The sequence below is a fragment of the Halotia branconii CENA392 genome, from assembly GCF_029953635.1.
Taxonomy (GTDB): domain Bacteria; phylum Cyanobacteriota; class Cyanobacteriia; order Cyanobacteriales; family Nostocaceae; genus Halotia; species Halotia branconii.
In genome coordinates this window covers 618,432-636,758 of the sequence record NZ_CP124543.1, presented here as the reverse complement: position 1 = coordinate 636,758, position 18,327 = coordinate 618,432, and the positions used below count along the sequence as shown (strand labels likewise).

The window sequence follows — 18,327 nt, the reverse complement described above, 5'->3', positions numbered from 1 at the left end:
AATAGTCAGTAGTTAAAACTTTGTCTATTGACTATGGGCTTTTGACTTTTTGTCTATACACCTAATAAGCTGTAAATTAAACTGTTGATGATAGTGAGTGCAAAAGCTCCTAATACAGCACTCCAAATACCAAAGCGTAGGCGAAAGCCCTCTACCAACCAAGCCGCGAGACTAAAACAAACAACGGCAATCATAAATGTGAAAATGCCGGATAGTAAATCAAAGGTCAGTAAATTTGGTACGGCAAATACAAAGTGTAAAATCGGTCTCACTATAGTCGTGACAATACCTAAGATTGCTGCCGAAAAAAAGGCCTTTTGGATAGTGTCAACTTCAACTCCAAAAGGAAGCTTACTAATAATCAATAAACTGATAGACGTTACTATCCAAACAATCAAAAGCGTTGCAATTGTATTCATGAGCCACAATTCCTGAAACGTAAATGACGATTGGCAGTAATTTTGAAGAAAAAAGCTTTGAAGCTGAACCAATTATTTGTAAATTAACAGGTATTTTTCTCTATTCAGAATTTATTTTGGATATTTTTAGGTTTAGGAACAAACTTGAAGAAAGTAGAAGATCAGGAAATTAATTTTTACTTCTATGTTTTTTTACAAGTATTGATAAGTAATATCGTGTTCGCTTGATTAGTTATTATTCCGGGTATCTAGTAAAAATATTAAAAATCTCTTGCCCCTTGCGGCTTTAATGATAAGTCTTTTGCCGAACATGATATAAAGCCCTTGGTTATCAACCGAGAGCTTTACATCAATTTGTGGCTGTGTCTCGTATTTTAAGGAGTAGGATTAGTGTTTTCGGGTGCTACAGGTACTTGAGGCGTTGCTGTATTAGGAATGCCAGGAGTGGCAGGACTAATACCTTGTTCTGTTTGAGGTACAGGAATTTCACCTGGGGAATTTATACCTGGAAGTGGTGCAGTGTTAGGCACAGGATTAGTAGGAAAATAAGGATCTGTAAGTGGGTTCGATAAAGATGGAGATAATTGAGACGGCCCTGGTATAATCCCCAAGGAGACGCGATCGCCTCCTACCTGTCGTAGTATATCCAATGTTTCAATGACATCATTGTAAGTGGCTGTGCGTGACGCATTTAAAATCACAATACCATTAGGATTTTCTTGAAGATATTGCTTTAACCTCTGTGCCAACTCTTCTCGTTTGACAGGCTGTTTTTCTATGTAAGTATTACCAACAGCATCAATAGTCACAATTTGACTACTTTGTGAAGTTACACCAGCAGCTGTGCTGGTACTAGCTTTGGGTAAATCAACATTAATTGCTTGTTGACGAGTAAATTGCAAAGCAGCCAACAGAAAAAACGTCAGAATACAAAAAACGACATCAATTAAAGGGATAATTTGAATTTGGGCTTCTTCAATTGGACTATGTAAATTAACTTTCATCGTCTTACTCTTACGCCAGGATCAGGAGTCTAATGAATCAGGAGCAGGGGGTGCAGGTGGCTCAGGAAACTGATTCCTGCTTCGCTTCTGAGGAGGATTAAAGCTGTCGCGTGAAGCTTCTTGGACGATTATTGATGTACTGTTACTAAAGTTAGGCGGAGATTGACGATAGAGTAATTCCATTTCATTTCCTGCCTTACGAAAAACTTTAACTTGGTTGACTACAAAACTTTGAAATAGACGGTAAAAAACCAGACTAATGATGGCGACTATTAGTCCGGCTGCCGTACTAATTAAGGATTCACCAATACCAGTAGTCACCCCAGCAGTAGATTCAGTTCCCAAATCACCAATCCGAATTGAGCGCAAAGACTGAATTAAACCTAACACTGTACCCAACAATCCTAAGAGTGGCGCAAGTGCAATCACTGCTTCTAAAAGTTTTTCGCCCCGCCGCATCCCAGCCAATTCATCCTCTGCTGTGGACTCTAGTGCCAGTCGAAAAGTTTCCGCATCATTTTTTGGTAAGCGTAACGGGGCAAAAAGAAATCGTCCAATAGGCTGATCTGTTGCCTGTCTAGCAATTTCCGCAGCTACTTCCCAATTATCATGAGCAGCATCCAGAACACGATTAACTATTTCCTTTTCTTGAGTCAAAATTCGCAACCAAAACCACAAACGCTCAAAGATTACGCTTATAGACAAAATTGACAGCACAAGCAAAGGCCACATTGCTGGCCCGCCCTTTTGAAAAAGATCTAAAATATCCACAGTTTAAGTTTCCTCCCTCCATATCCTAAAACAAATGCGCTAAAGCATTTTAATTCTAGAGATTAATGCAAAATGAGGGACTTCCAAAAAATAAATTTGCCGAAACACAACATAGATTATCAGACTGCTGCCAAAATCTGCTGGCCGATAGGGATTTAAATTATCTTTTTTGCCGCAAAGATATCACACGCAAAGTAAGAGAATTGAGGGATAAGGGACTTCCAACTGAAAAAATATCCCATTACTGTGTAGGCAAGGGGGCAGGGTACAGCACTTCGGCTTACTTCGACTACACGGTAGTTGAGCGCACTTGTACTGAGCGAAGTCGAAGTAGTCGAAACTCAGCACAAGCACACTCAGGCTAAATTCAGTACAAGTCGCTCAGTGACCAAGCGCAGGGGGAGAAAGAAAAATATTATCTGAAAAAATTGGATAATTTATTTTCTGGAAGTTCCTAAAAGACACCTAAATGACGAGATACCCTGCTCCTTTGTTTTTGTAAAGCAAGCTGTCTCGTATCAAGTAAATAACCTTACACTAACTAGATAAGGCGATCATTGATCTAGTATAAGAGCTTAAGGGCAGATCACACACTTTATGTAAGAAAGCGATCGCTAATCAGCCTAAATCAACGCAACCAGATCTAAAAATATAATTACTAGATCATGTTTTTTTAAGATTGCTAGTAAAAAACTCGTACTTAATGTCTTAATTTAAACTACTAATGCTAATGAGAGTATGGTTGAGCTAATACAAGTTATAACCCTAAATATAGCCGATTTTGCTTATTTAAGAGCAGATATGTCTCTATGAACTATAGTTATAAAAAAAATCATAGTACAATGAAAAACTAGTATTTATACATAACTAGACTTGTCTTTGCTGTTGCATGGTATAAATATGCTAAATGATATAGCTTTTATTATGCAACGCAAAGATAATGGAAAAAATACGAGATGATCTAAGTTCAATATCAGCGATCGCATTTTAGCTAAAACAGTATAAAGTTTGATGTCTTTTTGGTGTAGCGATTATTTACTTATCTTCTTTCTTATTTCAATAATTTTAGTATTATAAATATGATTTTGTAACTAAAATTAAAAGTTTTTTATGTCAAAGTGTTTTAATCCAAAAGGTGACTCTTTTATTGTGATTTTAGATTAAGCGAACGACTACGATAGGCATCATTTAACTGACAGATATGAGTTTAATCAAACTTAATCAAACCAAGGTTACAAGCGCTTATTAATGTGATAATTAATCTAGACATCAAGAATTAAAGTCTATCTCTTGCAAGGTAGTAAGATACATTTTTATTTTGATAAATTTTTGAAAATAAATTAATTTAGTGTTAACAACCTCTTGAAGTTGAGATGTGAACAACAGCATAATTAATGAGTATTGGCTTTGTCAGTGATTGCTATTAGACTAAATTTATAACTTTTCTCTAAATAAGTTTCAAGAGCAGATTAAATAGTAATTTGCTTTAACTAAGTTGATGTTATTTAAAATACTAAAAATTCAACAATAATACCAAAGCTAATAAATTATGTACTTGATTTGCTATGGATGATTCAATAATAGCATAATGCATTTTATTAAATGCAAAGCATATCTAAATATTTATGATTATCTATTTTTTAGCAACCATATAAAAATATTGATAGTTATATTAAAAATTTATTACTTTTAATTAGAGTAAATATGTAATCACTAGATTAATTAACATACTACAATGATTAATACCTGAATTAGTTCATGATTGTTTATATTACTTAAAAAGTACAAAAAAATAATAAAACTCTTTATTTATAAGTGTTTTGTGCAGATTAACATTATACAAAAATATTTTTAAAAATAATTTCAACGAATTAAAATTAATTTTTTATAGAATATATTCGTTAAAAATAAATATATTTTCAAAAACCTTTATTTATGAGATGACAGTAAATTATGAACTTTCAATCATGATTTGTTGGAATTTATATAAAACTAAATTTAGATAAAAATATTTCCTAAAAATAAATAAATCAAGTTTAATTTTCCGCTTCAGTAAATCTACACTGAAATTTTTTTAAGTGGATTTTCCCTTAGGCTTTCGTTTTTTTAAGGTTTATAAAAAAGACTAACCAAGTTTGATGGATATTATTGCCCAGAACAATGACTAGGGCACTTCTAAACCACAAAAATAGTAATTTTGTCCAAAACGTCTGTCTAAAAACATTGCTCTAAAAGGAAATTCCAAGCGTGACTATCATTAGCGTTACTACTTCCGCAGACAGCGGAGCAGGTTCTTTGCGTGCGGCGATCGCCTCGGTTGGTGCGGGGGATACTATCAAATTTGCTTCAGGTCTTGCCAACCAAACTATCAAACTCACCAGTGGAAAACTTGTCATTACTGAAGATATCAATATTGATGGTTCAGGGGCAACAAATTTAAAAATTAGCGGCAACAATAGCACAGGAGTATTTTTCGTAGAGCGGCAACTCAATGTGACATTTAATGACCTGACTATTGTTGACGGTTACACCTCTGGCAGAGGTGGTGCAATTCAAGTCTTAGACTACAGCAATATAAAAGTCACCAACTCTCGATTTGAAAATAATAGCGCAGGTATTGGTGGAGCTATTGGTCTTGGCTTTGGTGTCAGAGCAACTGTAGTTAATAGTCAATTTGATGGTAACGATGGTAGATTAACAAACGCTGAATACGGTGGAGGAGCGATCGCCATTGTTGGCGCTGGTAATCTTGTTGTTAAAGATAGCAAATTTACTAACAACAAGGGCGTGAACGGTGGTGCGATATATAGCCTACTCGGTACACTGACTGTAGAAAACTCAGTCTTTCTCAAAAATAGTTCAGAAGGTGGCATGGGTGGCGGTGCTATCTTGACTGATGGAGCTAACCCAATCGGGCCTGATTCGAGAAAGATGCAAAATTCCGGAGGTACAATTATCGTCCGTGGTAGTCATTTTGAAGGAAATAAGACTGAAGGAGAAGGAGGCGCACTGTTTCTTTATGGTTATGGCCCAGACAAAATCATCCTCGAAGACAGCACTGTAATTGGTAACTCCGCTGGCATTAATCCTCAAGGACTTTCTCGCGGGGGTGGGTTAAGAGCTAATAGCGACTTGAAAATTCGCAACGTCACCTTTGCAGATAATACTGCTATCAGACAAGGTGGAGGGATATGGCTAGATGGTCATTCGCCAGTGGACATCATCAACAGCACCTTTTCTGGTAATAGTGTAAGCAAAGATGCGGGTGGAGCAATGTTTATTAACACTACTGATAATGTCCCCGTCAACATTGTCAATTCCACTATTGTTGATAACTCTGCTGGACGAGCAGCAGGAGCGATATGGGTTCCAAGTGCAACTCACCCGACAAAACTCACTAACTCAATTGTTGCTAACAATACCTCCGCTACTAAAGCACAAATGCAAGTTGACTTTGAACTAAAAGATGGTGGTGGCAATATTGAATATCCTAGTTCACCAGTATCATGGGGTACGCGAGTTGTAGCAGGTAGTAAGATTATTGACCCAATGCTTGATTCGTTAAAAAATATTGGGGGAGTTTTAATGCATCCTCTCAAATCAGACAGCCCTGCGATTAATGCTGGTGTGAAAAATAGTATCACACCTACATTTGATGCTGGAATGGTGCAACGAGATAGTGAACCAGATATTGGTGCTTTCGAGGCGAATGTCAGTAGAAATGCTCCACTACCTCAAGTCACAAGTCAGTCTAATAGTAATTTCACCAACAATTTCATCTATGGCACTAAAGGTAGTGACACAGTTATTGGTGGCAAGGGTAACGATATCCTCATGGGTGGCTATGGTAACGATATCCTGATTGGTGGAGGTGGTAAAGATGTTTTGATTGGTGGAGAAGGCGTTGACCGATATGTCTTCAATTACTATTCAGAAAGAGGTGACATTATTATGGGTTTTGAGTTGAAAAGAGATATCATTGACTTCAGCCCAATGTTCAATAGAGCTAAAAATAACAGCTCTAATCCTTTTAAAGATTGCATACGACTAGGGCAAGTTGGCAATAGTACTGTTGTTAAGATTGACGCGAATGATGATGGTATCTGGTCTGAGGATATAGTGACGATCAAAGGCATCAAAGCCAACGCTTTGACTGCTGATAACTTTAAGTTACAGTAAATATATTGTGCAAGTTCATTAAATGAAATACCTGTAGTCATGACAGATATTCATAGCTTGCTACTAAACTCAGAAATTAGGAGTTAGGAGTTTTTAATTTTTGACTTCTAACTCCTAATTTTTAAAACTTTAAACTCCAAGCAGCAAAAGCTAAAGTACACCAACCAGCAAGAAAAGCTACTCCGCCTAGTGGTGTAATTGCACCCAATGTTTTAATATCAGTTAAGCTCAAGGCGTACAAGCTGCCTGAGAAAATAGCAATACCAATAATAAAAAGCCACCCACTAGCTATGAGAGTGGATTGAGATGATTCGGCACGACTAATCAGTATTCCTACTAACAAAAGTGCTAAAGCATGATACATTTGGTAACGAGCGCCAGTTTCAAAAACTTCTAGCGATCGCTCACTAATTTTATCTCGCAGGGCATGAGAAGCGAAAGCACCTGCGGCAACCGACAAACCGCCAAAAACAGCAGCTATGCTCAAAAAAAACTGTGTCATGAGACTTAGCCGTAATTTGGTTGGAAATTTAACAAGACACAAATATAAATCCTCAAATTGGAATTTACATTAGATGTCAAAATGATATGATAAAGCCCCTTCTTCGGTCACTTGAAAATTAGCATTAAATTCTTTAGCTTTTTCGTCTAAATATTCTCTGGCTACGGCTGCTGGTAATTGTGAATGTATCGCAAAACCTAAAACAGTTATGTGTCCTTGATTTTCTTTTAGCATCTGATAAAAAGTCGATTGGAGGCGATCGCTTATTTGTTTTTGAATTGCCTTTTCTTCATACTTTCCTTGACGGTATAGTGCTAAGCTCAGCCATGCCCCAAGTAACATCGTAGGAACGCCAAAAATGATGCCTTGTCTAGCAGTAGTATCAAGCAGATAAAGAGCATCTCTATTAAAATAATCTTGAACTAATTCCTCGTTATCACCTATTGAGATTGTCTTCAACATAGTATGTTTTTCCAACACCGCTGATACTGATAGCGTTAAAAACATGAATCCGAGTGTTAATAGCCAACCAGCAGCCAATTTTTCAGCAGTCTTCATAGTTTCACTTCAGATTTACACTTTGTTTGCGATTCTAACCTCACTTTCACAAAGCTTTCAATAATTAAGAACATCTCGCAATACTAAAAAGAAAAAGTTATGGAACTTTAATATGAAGAGAGAGGAAAATCCTCTCATCAGCATTTTGTTAATTACGTGTTGCTTCCAGGATGCGAGAGAAATAAAAGCGAGTCTTAGTCATTGACTGCCGTTGTATAGAAAAGCCGTTACTTTCTAAGATTTTGACTACATCAGCCTGACGATGCAAATAAGCACGAGTTGTCTTACTTGGCCCTGGAAAGAAACTACCAATTTTCTTGAGTATAGTGAGGGCGCAAGTCTTCGGTGCAAAGCTGAGAATTATCCTTGACTGTGCCAAAGAACACAGGTGAGAAATCATCTCATCGGCTTTTTGTTGAGGATAGTGGATGAGAACATCCAAACAAATTACGGTGTGGTAACTACCGCTTAATGATTCCAAATCTTGCACGGCAAAAGTAGGATTTTCAGCATTTCCCAAGGTTTGTAAGGCTCTTTGTTTGGCTTCTTCGACCATTTTTTCGGAAATATCACTGGCATAGACTTTAGCGCCATCTACCGCTAGAGGAATGCTGAGGCTACCTACACCACAGCCTGCATCGCAGATTGATAACTTTGATAAGTTGTTATCGGCCTTTAGCCAGTCGATAACAGTATCTACAGTTTGCTGGTGTCCAGTGCGAATATCTAGCTGGACTTTATTAACTTCACCATCACCATAAATTCGCTTCCAGCGGTCAAACCCTGTGGAATTGAAATACTCACGAACAATGGTTTTATCGTCAGCTGCGTTCATAAACTTTGATTGTAAGGGTTCCCCTGATTAAAATTATCATTCTTGGGAACCGACAAGAGCGATCGCTTTCATTAAAAGGCGACGGGAAACCCACTTCTGAGAGGAAGAAGTATCCGTAATAGTACTTCGGCTACGCTCAGTAACCATCGCCCCGTCGCCGTCAGGTGTCAGTAGTCAGTGGTGAGTAGCAAAAACAACTGACCACTGACACGAAATCCTGTCCCTTTCAAGGGTGGGATGAGTTTAAAGATTTTTGCTCATGTAGTCTCATGTAAAGATGCAAAATGCAGTTTTTAGAAAAACTAAAGAGCAATAAGAATATTTTTTATGCAACAATAAAGGCTAGTACCACAAGGCGGAATTAAAAATTAAAAATGAACACAGCATAAGTTTTTCATCAATTTGGAATGAGTAGTTTATTTTTGCCGCACTGTACTAGACTCTTAAAAAAATACTTAAATACTGCCAAAAATAGGTTTTAAATTAAGTATAAAACCCGGCAATACATCTTCTCCTGATAGAGTCTCAGGGTTTTGTAATATTTCTACTGCCTGACCTACACGATATATTTCAACTTGTTGTGTTTTTGGGTCGATGAGCCAACCTAATCTTACACCATTATCTATGTACTCTTGCATTTTCTCTTGTAAAGCTTTAAGTGAATCTGTTTGAGAACGCAACTCTAAAACAAAATCAGGACACAAAGGGGGAAATTTTTGTTTTTGTTGTTGGTTCAAATTATCCCAACGTTCACGTTTCACCCAAGAAGCATCTGGAGAGCGTTCCGCACCATTGGGGAGTTTGAAACAAGTAGAAGAATCAAAAGCAATTCCTAAGTTACTTTTTCGACTCCAAGCTTGTAATTGAAAAGCAATTTCAATGTTTCGATTGCCTGTTTCACCTCCTGTAGGTGGCATGATTATTAATTCTCCGGTGGCTGTACGTTCTATTCTTAAGTCACGATTTACTTGGCAAAGTTGATAGAATTGTTCGTCAGTTAATACTAAAACTGGTGGTAAATTTAATGTTAGAGCATTCATATTTATTACTTGCTCATTTCTTTAAGAATCAATTTCGGCTAATTCTAACCAACGTTCAGTAGCTACATCAATCGCTTGTTTGAGGGTTTCTACTTGTTCGTAGAGTTTTTGTACTTGACCATAATTTCCAGGCGCAACACTTGTCATTGCTTTCTCAGTGTCTGCTTTTTCAGCTTCTAACTGAGCAATTTTACCTTCTAATTGTTCAAATTCCCGCTTTTCCCAATTGGACAGTCCACGCCGTTTTTTATTTTCTGTATTTTCAGAAGAAGATATAACTTTTGCTGACTCTAGTTTTTGGGAATCTTCTTGATTATTACTAGCTTGTTGTTGTTTTTCTTCGTCTTCTTCAGCTTTTTTATAATCAAGATAAACTGAGTAATTACCTGGATATTGCCGTAAATTACCGCCTGCTTCTAAGGCAAAGATTGTATCTACAGTGCGATCTAAAAAGTAGCGATCATGAGAAACTGTTATTACACACCCAGCAAAGTCTTCTAAATAATCTTCTAATATTGCTAGTGTCTGTACATCCAAATCATTTGTCGGTTCATCTAAAATTAAAACGTTGGGCGCACCAATGAGAATACGCAATAAAAATAAACGTCGCTTTTCTCCACCCGAAAGTTTATGAATAGGAGCATATTGCTGGTTTCCAGGAAAGAGAAATCTCTCTAACATTTGGGAGGCGGAAATTTGAGTACCATCGGTAATTTTGACAAATTCGCCCTCTTCTTTAATGTAGTCAATCACGCGCTGATTTTCGTCTAAAGCTGTGAGTAATTCTTCAGAATGTTGGTCAAAATAACCAATGTGAATAGTAGTACCAATTTCCACGTTACCAGCATCTGGCTGAACGCGCCCAGTAATAATATCCATTAAAGTGGATTTCCCTGCACCGTTACCACCAATAATGCCAATGCGGTCTTCGGGACTAAATTCGTAGGTAAAGTTGTTAATTAAAGTCCGGCCATCGTAAGCTTTAGAAATATTATTTAGTTCAATAACTTTTTTACCGATACGACGACCAACTGTAGAAATATCAACTTTCCCCTGAGCTTGTTTAAACTCAGTGTTTCGCATGGCGTGAACGCGCTCAATTCTAGCTTTTTGTTTGGTACTTCGAGCTTTTGGCCCACGGCTTAACCATTCTAATTCGCGCCGCAATACACCTTGATGTTTACGTTGACTACTAATAGCAGATTCTTCAGCTAGAGCTTTCTTTTCTAGGTAATATGAATAATTACCTGTATAGGTAAAAATATCACCCCGGTCAATTTCAATTATCCGATTTGTAACTTTATCTAAAAAATAGCGGTCATGGGTGATAAGTAAAAGTGCGCCACGAAAGCGATTTAAATAACTTTGCAACCATTCTACAGAAAGAGCATCAAGATGGTTAGTTGGCTCATCCATAAGTAAAACATCTGGTTCTGACAACAAAGCTGTTGCTAGAGCAATCCGCTTACGATAACCTCCAGATAAAGTACCGATTACGGCATCAAAGTCAAAAATTCCTAACTTACTGAGGATAATTTTGGCGTTAGTTTCCAGTTCCCAAGCACCAGTAGTTTCCATGTTCTGCATGACTACAGAAAGGCGGGACATAATCTGGTTATCTTCTGGATAGTGAGCTAATTTATTGGTGAGTTCTTCATACTCACGTACCAAAGATAAATGCTCGCCGCTGTCAGCGAAAATTTGCTCTAAAACTGTACGATTTTCATCTAAATCTGGCTGTTGAGGCAGGTAAATGATTTTAGAACCAGAGGTGGATAAAATCTGACCACTATCGATTGATTCTATTCCAGCAATCATTTTTAATAAAGTTGATTTACCAGAACCATTAGTACCAATTAAGCCCACTTTATCAGTAGCATCAAGACTAAAAGTAGCATCTTTTAATATTTCTTTGATACCAAAGTCTTTTTTTACCGATTGTAGTGTAATAATACCCATAAAATTAGTGATTACTGATTAATCATTAGCTAGTAGGTAAGGCATTTAGCTTACCTACATAACCAAATTTTAGACGAATAAATCGAGTGGTAAATGTCCATACATTTCGTTGATTCCCCCTTCGTCGTAAGACTGGCAAGATACTAATACTCCGCGATGATGCCCTGCGTAAGAATCGAGGTAACACAAACCATTTTTGCCATTTAATTTAATATAAACTGGCCCTTCAGGTGTAGCTAAATCACTTGGTACTTCATAACCAAAAGCATGAGAGTAAGTTCTCATTGCTAGTATTCCTTCTTCAGCTGTGTCAGCGCAAATTCCTAATATTTGATAATCAGATAGATTAGTAATTAACACTAAAGCCTTGCGGGTTAAAACTTTTTCTGATGGTTTAAGAATAGGTGCGATATCTAAACAGTTGAATTTATTGAGGATTTTCTTAGCTTCTGCGGTTGTGAGATTCTGATGATTAGGAGTTGACATAAATTAGTTTATTATTGACTTGGTTTAGCTTTGGTGTTTGAGGTGGGCATAACCCACCTGATTTGTATTATTGACTCAAATTATGGCTGATTGGGAACATTCCCTAGGTTGAAAATAAAAGGTACACTACCTTTTGATTCACCACCCATTACCAAAACTCTAGGCATTTGAGCGCCGCCTGTTTTCCATGCTTCAATTGCTTCTTTTTGTAAAACTAATTGCCCACCTTGAGCTTTGAGAGTTTCTGCTAAGAGTCTTTGGGCTTCTGCTTTACCTTTAGCCCGATTAACTTCTGCTTGTGCTTCTTGTTCGGCTTCTCGTGCTACATAAACAGCTCTTTGGGCGCGTTGTTCCGCAATTTGTTTTTCTTCTACAGCTCTGGCAAATTCTGGGGAGAAAGTCAAGTCAACTACACTAGTATCTAAGACAATTATCCCATATTTATCTAGGCGATCGCCTAAAGCATTATCGAAGTCTTCTTTCAATTCACTTCTTTTGGTAATCGCTTCTTCGACTGTGCGTCTAGCAGCTGCAATTTTAAACGCTTCTTGAGTCTGGGGGGCAATGATCTTTGAGACAATATTTGCTAAAGTCCCTTGTTTTCTTCTCACCTCTACTACTTGTAAGGGATCAAGACGAAAGTTAATCGCAAATCTGGCAGATAAATTTTGCAAATCCTTAGTAGAACTTTCCGCTGGGACTTCAAATTTCTGCACCGTCAAATCATACACATCTATTACTGAAATGAAAGGTGGTTTTACATGAATCCCCTCCAACAAAGCACCGTCTCTCGCTTTACCTAAGATGCTGATTACTCCTGCTTGTCCTGGATTGATAATGATAAAGGAATTAAGCCCAATTAGCACTATTATTGATACCACAATTCCCAAAAGTGTGGTTTGCCAATTCCCCAATTGCTGATTTTTCAAGGTTTTATCTCCTTTTGCATCTTTAGGCAACTCCTGTACTATGGTGACACGTTATCTGCCTACGCAGGTTTAAGGCTACAAAAGTAAGATATTTCTCCCTCTCGTGGTAACATCAGTTTCACGCAATTGTAAACGGCCAGATAATGAAAAAACGTAGACATTCAGTGCATCCCCTCCAGCGCCTGCTTGACTACGGACATCAGTATCGTCAGCAAATTTGGCTGGCTACTGGTTGTTCTATCCTCAATAAACTTTTTGACTTAGCACCGCCAGCATTAATTGGGATTGCGGTAGATGTAGTTGTCAAACAGCAGGATTCTATCATTGCTCAATTAGGAGTTAAAGATGTCTTTGGGCAGTTTTTGATTCTTTCGGTTCTCACTGTGATTGTTTGGATATTAGAATCAGTGTTTGAGTACGCTTATGCTAGACTTTGGCGCAATTTAGCACAGAGTGTTCAGCATAACTTACGTTTAGATGCCTACAAGCATTTGCAAGAGTTGGAATTGGCTTATTTTGAAGAACGTAGCACTGGCGGTTTAATGTCCATCCTTAGTGATGATATTAACCAATTAGAACGATTTTTAGACACGGGAGCCAATGATCTGATTCAAGTTGCTACAACTGTGGTCATTATTGGTGGTGCTTTCTTCGTTTTGGCTCCTAGTGTAGCGTGGATGGCCTTGTTGCCAATGCCGTTTATTCTTTGGGGTTCTTTAGCTTATCAACGACTGCTTGCACCCCGTTATGCTGATGTTAGAGAAAAAGTCGGTTTCCTCAACTCGCGTTTAGCCAATAATATTAGCGGTATTACTACAATTAAAAGTTTTACAGCCGAAACTTATGAAGCCTCGCGTTTAGAAGTAGAAAGTGAAAGTTATCGTCGTAGTAATACTAAAGCAATTAAACTTTCAGCCGCTTTTATACCATTAATCCGGATGCTGATTTTGGTAGGATTTACTGCACTATTATTATATGGTGGAATGGCAGCAGTTGCAGGCAAAATGTCTGTAGGAACTTATAGCGTATTAATATTTTTAATTCAGCGCTTGTTGTGGCCGTTAACAAGATTAGGTGATACCTTTGATCAATATCAAAGAGCGATGGCTTCTACCAATCGAGTCATGAATTTATTAGATACGCCGATCGCGATTCATCCAGGAAGGATAGCTTTACCAATTGAAAAAGTCCGCGGCGAAGTGAAATTTAAAAATGTCACTTTTGCCTATCAAGACAGATTTCCTGTAATTGAAAATCTGTCGTTAGATATTCCCGCAGGTAAAACTATTGCGATTGTTGGTTCAACTGGTTCCGGTAAAAGTACTTTAGTTAAGTTGTTATTGCGGTTGTATGAAATCAAAACAGGAATGATTACCGTAGATGGAATCGAAATACAAGATTTGAAATTACAAGATTTACGCCGTTGTATTGGTTTGGTGAGTCAGGATGTATTTTTATTTCATGGCACAGTAGCCGAGAATATTGCTTATGGTAGCTTTGATGCTAGCGAACCAGAAATCATGAAAGCGGCAAGAGTGGCTGAAGCTCATGAATTTATTATGGAATTGCCCCAAAGTTATGAGACAATTGTGGGAGAAAGAGGACAAAAGTTATCTGGTGGACAAAGACAAAGAATTGCGATCGCTCGTGCAGTATTAAAGAATCCACCCATTTTGATTTTAGATGAAGCCACCTCCGCAGTAGACAACGAAACAGAAGCCGCTATCCAGCGATCGCTCGAACGAATTATAGTAGATAGAACCACAATTGCGATCGCTCATCGTCTTTCTACTATCCGCAATGCTGATTGTATCTATGTCATGGAACATGGGAAATTAGTAGAGTCAGCAACCCACGAACAACTACTAGAACGAGATGGCATTTACGCTAATCTCTGGCGTGTACAAAGTGGGTTGAAATAATATAGGGCATGGGGCATGGGGCATGGGGCATAGGAAATAAATATGTGCTGAATTACTTCAAAAATTACGAATTACGGATTACGAATTATTTATGATGTTTGGTAACACTCAGTCAGAATTAGGTGATCACAAGTGGCGTGGCCAGTTGGATAGATTTGTGAAAGCAAATCAGCAAGATTTAGCGGCACTGTTTTGGGGATTGTGGTTAGAAAATGGTAATAGCAAGGGTACTATTGGTATTGATTTACAACCAACTCCACATTTTGTATATTGTCCCCAAGAAGCAATAGAAAATTTAAATGATCAAGTTGAAAATCGGCTTCAGGAAATTTTAGGAATTGTCGAAAATCATCAACCAGAAATAGAAGTAGTGATGATTGGTATTGGTAAAGGTGAAATTAAATTAATTCAGTTTGCACCAGAACCAGCACCACCGGATTGTTTTAAGCAGGTTGATAAGGATGTAGAGGGGTTACTGGATTTGCTAGAACAGCGGATGAGTGAAAGCTTGGACAGTTAACAGTTATCAGTTACCAGTAGAAAGACATATATAGCAGTCCTAAATCATTCATAAACATCTCTGTGTCCTCTGCGCCTCTGCGGTTTTAGGCTATTAAATAGCGTTGCAATAAACCAATAAAAACTTCTGGTGTTTCTAAATGAGGTAAAATTCCTGTATTGGCGATCGCCTGAAAATCTGGAATCGCATTTATATTTAAATTAGCCAAACGTCGCCCTAATTTAACACTCGTAAATTGCGCTTTTTCTCCCCAAAACATCACAGTAGGAATTTGCAATTGCTGAATATACAAACTCAAGTCAAAATAAAGATCGCCTCGTAAAAATGCCAAAGCTGCAAACTTAGCATTTGGTTGTTGTGCAGAAGTTAAATAAGCTTCTACCATTTCTTGTGAAACTCGTTCTGGTTTAGCAAACAGAAAACTTTGTAAAAAATTTCTGACAGCGAGGGCATTTTCAGCACCAAGAGCATAAATTATATTATCCAACAAGGGTGTATTGATAATAGGTAGTGGAAGTCTGCGTCCAGCACCTTGGCCAAAATCATCAAAGCCAGAAGGACATACTAAAAATAATCTTTGGAATAATTCCGGCTTGTTAATGGCTAGGCGGATAGTCAAAGCAGCTGTCAGAGAAGAAGCTACTACAGTTACAGCGTGAGTACAAGTCTGGGTGATAAATTCGGCGATTGTAGTCAGATAGTCACTAATTTGGTAATCTTGCACCGGATGAGCAGATTCTCCCCAACCGATTAAATCTGGGGCTAATATGCGGTATTTAGGGGCAAAAGCGGGATAAACTTTAGACCATTCATAAGCTGATGCTCCACCACCGAAGTTATGCAAGAACAATAATGGCGGTAAATCTTCAGCAGCATTTAACCAAGGTGCAGTGGTTTGTGTATAGTAAACCATTGCCCCCAAAGATGTATGGATGATTTTATGCCCAAAGCCAGGAGGTAAAAACTGAAGCATAAAACTATATTTTAAGTATGAATACAGAAAATTTCACTACTTTTGATCTCCTGTAATGTGAACAAGTTGATTGAGGCGATCGCCATTAATTTGATAAGCTGTACCAAAACCAATCACAAAACGACCTGATTTAGGAGTTAGCTGGAAAATCCGAAAGTCGTTTAAGCCACGCAACATCTCGATAATTTCGCCAAAACGCTGGTGAAATTTATCGACAATGCTATTCCAAGTCTCAGTTTCACGCTCTATTAAAGTAGCTGTACAATCAAAACTCAAACGGCGACGAGCAAAAATTTGTTTACTTTTAGATTCATCGTCAATAAATAAGACGCTTACTTGAGGATTGGCATGAATATTTTGGGTATGAGTTGCTAATCCACTAACGTAAATATAAATATTTTTGGCATCATCAATCACGAAAGGAGCATAACTAGCATTGGGTGTTCCTTGCTGATTAATTGTGCTAATGATTACACTGCCCAATTCTTGAGGGAAAGTTTCATATTCAGCTTGAGCTTTTTCAAGTTGGCTCATAGTAAATTTCTATTTGATTGATAGCACTCTTAAGTATCTTAACGTTCTTGAGTGATATTAGCTGACAGCTATTTTTAGGTAAGCGAACCACGTTTTTCTTATCCCACGCAAAGGCGCAAAGATGCAAAGAAAGAAATGTAATATTTCGTTATTATGTAACTAAGAATAAATTTTATGAGGACGCAGTTGTGAGTGACAAAAATCGTTCTCAATGGGACTTGGGTAGGTTTGTTGAAACTTTGACCTACTTTGAGGTTATTCCTTTGCTTAACTGGGTACAACAGTTAATTCCAGGTTGGTCCAAAGGAAATCAAGATAAACCCAAGGGGGGCAAAAATATGGGTGTAATATTGGTAGCTGGTGCGACTGGTGGTGTCGGTAAACGAGTAGTCAGGCGACTTGTAGAAAGGGGTTATAATGTGCGATCGCTTGTCCGAGATATAGACAAAGCACGTTCAATTTTAGGTGATGATGTTGACTTGGTAGCTGCGGATATTACTCAACCAGAAACATTAAATTCTGTCGTTATGGCTAATATTCAAGCTGTAGTTTGTTGTACAGCAGTGCGTGTACAACCTGTAGAAGGAGACACAGCAGATAGAGCTAAATATTACCAAGGTGTTAAATTTTATCAACCAGAAATTGTGGGGGATACTCCAGAAAATGTGGAATATCAAGGTGTGAAAAACTTGGTACAAGCAGCAGCAAAATATCTACCCCAAGCCAATGAAAAAATTATATTTGACTTTACTAATCCCTCCGCAGAGTTAAAAAATACCTGGGGTGCAGTAGATGATGTCGTCATGGGCGGTGTCAGTGCAAGTAAGATTCAATTATTAGAAAACACAGCTTTGTTTACTGGTAATGTTTCCACTGCTAACTCTGGTGGTTTTGCGTCTGTTAGAACTAGAAATTTTGATCCACCTTTTGATTTATCTGGCTACGAAGGTGTAGATTTACGTGTAAAAGGTGATGGTCAGCGTTACAAAATCTTTCTGCGGACAGATACAAAATGGGATGGTGTTGGTTACAGCTATTCTTTTGACACGGTAGATAATACTTGGATTAATATTCGTGTTCCTTTTGCAGATTTGACTCCTGTATTTAGGGCAAAAGTAGTTAACGATTGTCCACCGATTGAAACCAGCAAAGTTAGCTCATTTCAGTTGATGTTGAGCAAGTTTGAATATGATGGCGCTTTAAATCCTCACTTTTCAGCTGGTAATTTTGCTTTGCAAGTGGAATCAATCAAAGCTTATGGTGGGAAAGTTTTACCAAAGTTTGTCCTTGTCAGTTCAGCAGGTGTAACTCGTCCTGGACGACCTGGAATTAATTTAGATGAAGAACCACCAGCAGTCAAATTAAATGACCAGCTAGGAGGAATTTTAACCTGGAAGTTGAAAGGAGAAGATAGTTTAAGAGCAAGTGGTCTACCTTATACAATTATTAGACCTTGTGCTTTAACTGAAGAAGCAGGAGGTAAGTCATTAATATTCGAGCAAGGTGACAATATTAAAGGCAAAATCAGCCGTGAAGATGTGGCAGAACTTTGTATACAAGCACTACAACAATCAAAAGCGTGTAATGTTACGCTTGAGGTAAAAGAAGGTGAAAATAGTATTAACTCCATCAATTGGTATCAACTATTTTCTCTTTTACAACCAGATCAATAAAATTAGCAGCAGGGAATGAAGAG

General features: G+C 37.8%; 16 protein-coding genes. 4 read left to right on the top strand and 12 right to left on the bottom strand.

The genetic code is table 11. The features are described 5' to 3' along the window. Positions 1-53: 53 nt before the first annotated feature. From QI031_RS02830 to QI031_RS02820, 3 genes are all read right to left on the bottom strand, one after another. Positions 54-419 carry a phage holin family protein gene (locus QI031_RS02830; RefSeq protein WP_281483714.1) on the bottom strand — a complete coding sequence of 122 codons (366 nt, stop codon included), beginning with the start codon at positions 417-419 and terminating at the stop codon, positions 54-56. A gap of 374 nt (positions 420-793) precedes the next feature. After that, positions 794-1,423, bottom strand: a complete 630-nt coding sequence (locus tag QI031_RS02825; protein ID WP_281483713.1) for an ExbD/TolR family protein — start codon at positions 1,421-1,423, stop codon at positions 794-796. Positions 1,424-1,444: 21 nt separating this feature from the next. Then, positions 1,445-2,194, bottom strand: a complete 750-nt coding sequence (locus QI031_RS02820; protein ID WP_281483712.1) for a MotA/TolQ/ExbB proton channel family protein — start codon at positions 2,192-2,194, stop codon at positions 1,445-1,447. Positions 2,195-4,441: 2,247 nt separating this feature from the next. Here QI031_RS02820 and QI031_RS02815 point away from each other — a divergent pair. Beyond that, positions 4,442-6,373 carry a choice-of-anchor Q domain-containing protein gene (locus QI031_RS02815; protein WP_281483711.1) on the top strand — a complete coding sequence of 644 codons (1,932 nt, stop codon included), beginning with the start codon at positions 4,442-4,444 and terminating at the stop codon, positions 6,371-6,373. Between the two features lie 121 nt (positions 6,374-6,494). Here QI031_RS02815 and QI031_RS02810 read toward each other — a convergent pair whose 3' ends face one another. The 7 genes from QI031_RS02810 to QI031_RS02780 all read right to left on the bottom strand — a co-directional run bounded on the left by QI031_RS02810 (position 6,495) and on the right by QI031_RS02780 (position 12,682). Continuing rightward, positions 6,495-6,875: a DUF423 domain-containing protein gene (locus QI031_RS02810; RefSeq protein ID WP_281483710.1), complete on the bottom strand. Its 381-nt coding sequence runs from the start codon at positions 6,873-6,875 to the stop codon at positions 6,495-6,497. Between the two features lie 69 nt (positions 6,876-6,944). Next, positions 6,945-7,433, bottom strand: a complete 489-nt coding sequence (locus QI031_RS02805; protein WP_281483709.1) for a hypothetical protein — start codon at positions 7,431-7,433, stop codon at positions 6,945-6,947. 148 nt (positions 7,434-7,581) lie between these two features. Next, positions 7,582-8,268, bottom strand: coding sequence for a magnesium protoporphyrin IX methyltransferase (bchM, locus tag QI031_RS02800; RefSeq protein WP_281483708.1), 687 nt, complete (start codon positions 8,266-8,268; stop codon positions 7,582-7,584). Between the two features lie 455 nt (positions 8,269-8,723). Continuing rightward, complete coding sequence (locus QI031_RS02795; RefSeq protein ID WP_281483707.1) at positions 8,724-9,308, bottom strand: Uma2 family endonuclease; 585 nt, start codon at positions 9,306-9,308, stop codon at positions 8,724-8,726. A 21-nt stretch (positions 9,309-9,329) separates the two neighbouring features. Beyond that, entirely contained in the window at positions 9,330-11,267 is a 1,938-nt protein-coding gene (locus QI031_RS02790) for an ABC transporter ATP-binding protein (protein ID WP_281483706.1), read from the bottom strand. A 69-nt stretch (positions 11,268-11,336) separates the two neighbouring features. Then, positions 11,337-11,753 carry a DUF1824 family protein gene (locus QI031_RS02785; protein ID WP_281483705.1) on the bottom strand — a complete coding sequence of 139 codons (417 nt, stop codon included), beginning with the start codon at positions 11,751-11,753 and terminating at the stop codon, positions 11,337-11,339. 80 nt (positions 11,754-11,833) lie between these two features. Then, complete coding sequence (locus QI031_RS02780) at positions 11,834-12,682, bottom strand: prohibitin family protein (RefSeq protein WP_281483704.1); 849 nt, start codon at positions 12,680-12,682, stop codon at positions 11,834-11,836. Between the two features lie 143 nt (positions 12,683-12,825). Between QI031_RS02780 and QI031_RS02775 the strand changes: the two genes are divergently transcribed. After that, a complete protein-coding gene (locus tag QI031_RS02775) occupies positions 12,826-14,604 on the top strand; it encodes an ABC transporter ATP-binding protein (protein WP_281483703.1) in 1,779 nt (592 codons plus the stop codon). A gap of 91 nt (positions 14,605-14,695) precedes the next feature. Next, positions 14,696-15,124 (top strand): beta-carboxysome assembly chaperone CcmS, encoded by a 429-nt coding sequence (ccmS, locus tag QI031_RS02770; RefSeq protein ID WP_281483702.1) that lies wholly within the window; start codon positions 14,696-14,698, stop codon positions 15,122-15,124. Positions 15,125-15,209: 85 nt separating this feature from the next. Here the strand turns inward: ccmS and QI031_RS02765 are convergent, their stop codons facing one another. After that, positions 15,210-16,097: an alpha/beta fold hydrolase gene (locus QI031_RS02765; RefSeq protein ID WP_281483701.1), complete on the bottom strand. Its 888-nt coding sequence runs from the start codon at positions 16,095-16,097 to the stop codon at positions 15,210-15,212. A gap of 36 nt (positions 16,098-16,133) precedes the next feature. Further along, a complete protein-coding gene (locus tag QI031_RS02760; protein WP_281483700.1) occupies positions 16,134-16,631 on the bottom strand; it encodes a HugZ family pyridoxamine 5'-phosphate oxidase in 498 nt (165 codons plus the stop codon). Positions 16,632-16,819: 188 nt separating this feature from the next. On the opposite strand from QI031_RS02760, the gene QI031_RS02755 reads away from it, so the two are divergent. Beyond that, the gene (locus tag QI031_RS02755) at positions 16,820-18,304 is read left to right on the top strand and encodes a CIA30 family protein (RefSeq protein ID WP_281483699.1); all 1,485 of its coding nucleotides are present in this window, start codon (positions 16,820-16,822) and stop codon (positions 18,302-18,304) included. Positions 18,305-18,327 lie beyond the last annotated feature (23 nt).

Bases quoted from the DNA above. Each gene is read 5' to 3' on its own strand.
- QI031_RS02830 (WP_281483714.1), bottom strand. From the start codon at position 419: ATGAATACAATTGCAACGCTTTTGATTGTTTGGATAGTAACGTCTATC.
- QI031_RS02825 (WP_281483713.1), bottom strand. From the start codon at position 1,423: ATGAAAGTTAATTTACATAGTCCAATTGAAGAAGCCCAAATTCAAATT.
- QI031_RS02810 (WP_281483710.1), bottom strand. From the start codon at position 6,875: ATGACACAGTTTTTTTTGAGCATAGCTGCTGTTTTTGGCGGTTTGTCG.
- QI031_RS02805 (WP_281483709.1), bottom strand. From the start codon at position 7,433: ATGAAGACTGCTGAAAAATTGGCTGCTGGTTGGCTATTAACACTCGGA.
- bchM (WP_281483708.1), bottom strand. From the start codon at position 8,268: ATGAACGCAGCTGACGATAAAACCATTGTTCGTGAGTATTTCAATTCC.
- QI031_RS02795 (WP_281483707.1), bottom strand. From the start codon at position 9,308: ATGAATGCTCTAACATTAAATTTACCACCAGTTTTAGTATTAACTGAC.
- QI031_RS02790 (WP_281483706.1), bottom strand. From the start codon at position 11,267: ATGGGTATTATTACACTACAATCGGTAAAAAAAGACTTTGGTATCAAA.
- QI031_RS02785 (WP_281483705.1), bottom strand. From the start codon at position 11,753: ATGTCAACTCCTAATCATCAGAATCTCACAACCGCAGAAGCTAAGAAA.
- QI031_RS02775 (WP_281483703.1), top strand. From the start codon at position 12,826: ATGAAAAAACGTAGACATTCAGTGCATCCCCTCCAGCGCCTGCTTGAC.
- ccmS (WP_281483702.1), top strand. From the start codon at position 14,696: ATGATGTTTGGTAACACTCAGTCAGAATTAGGTGATCACAAGTGGCGT.
- QI031_RS02765 (WP_281483701.1), bottom strand. From the start codon at position 16,097: ATGCTTCAGTTTTTACCTCCTGGCTTTGGGCATAAAATCATCCATACA.
- QI031_RS02760 (WP_281483700.1), bottom strand. From the start codon at position 16,631: ATGAGCCAACTTGAAAAAGCTCAAGCTGAATATGAAACTTTCCCTCAA.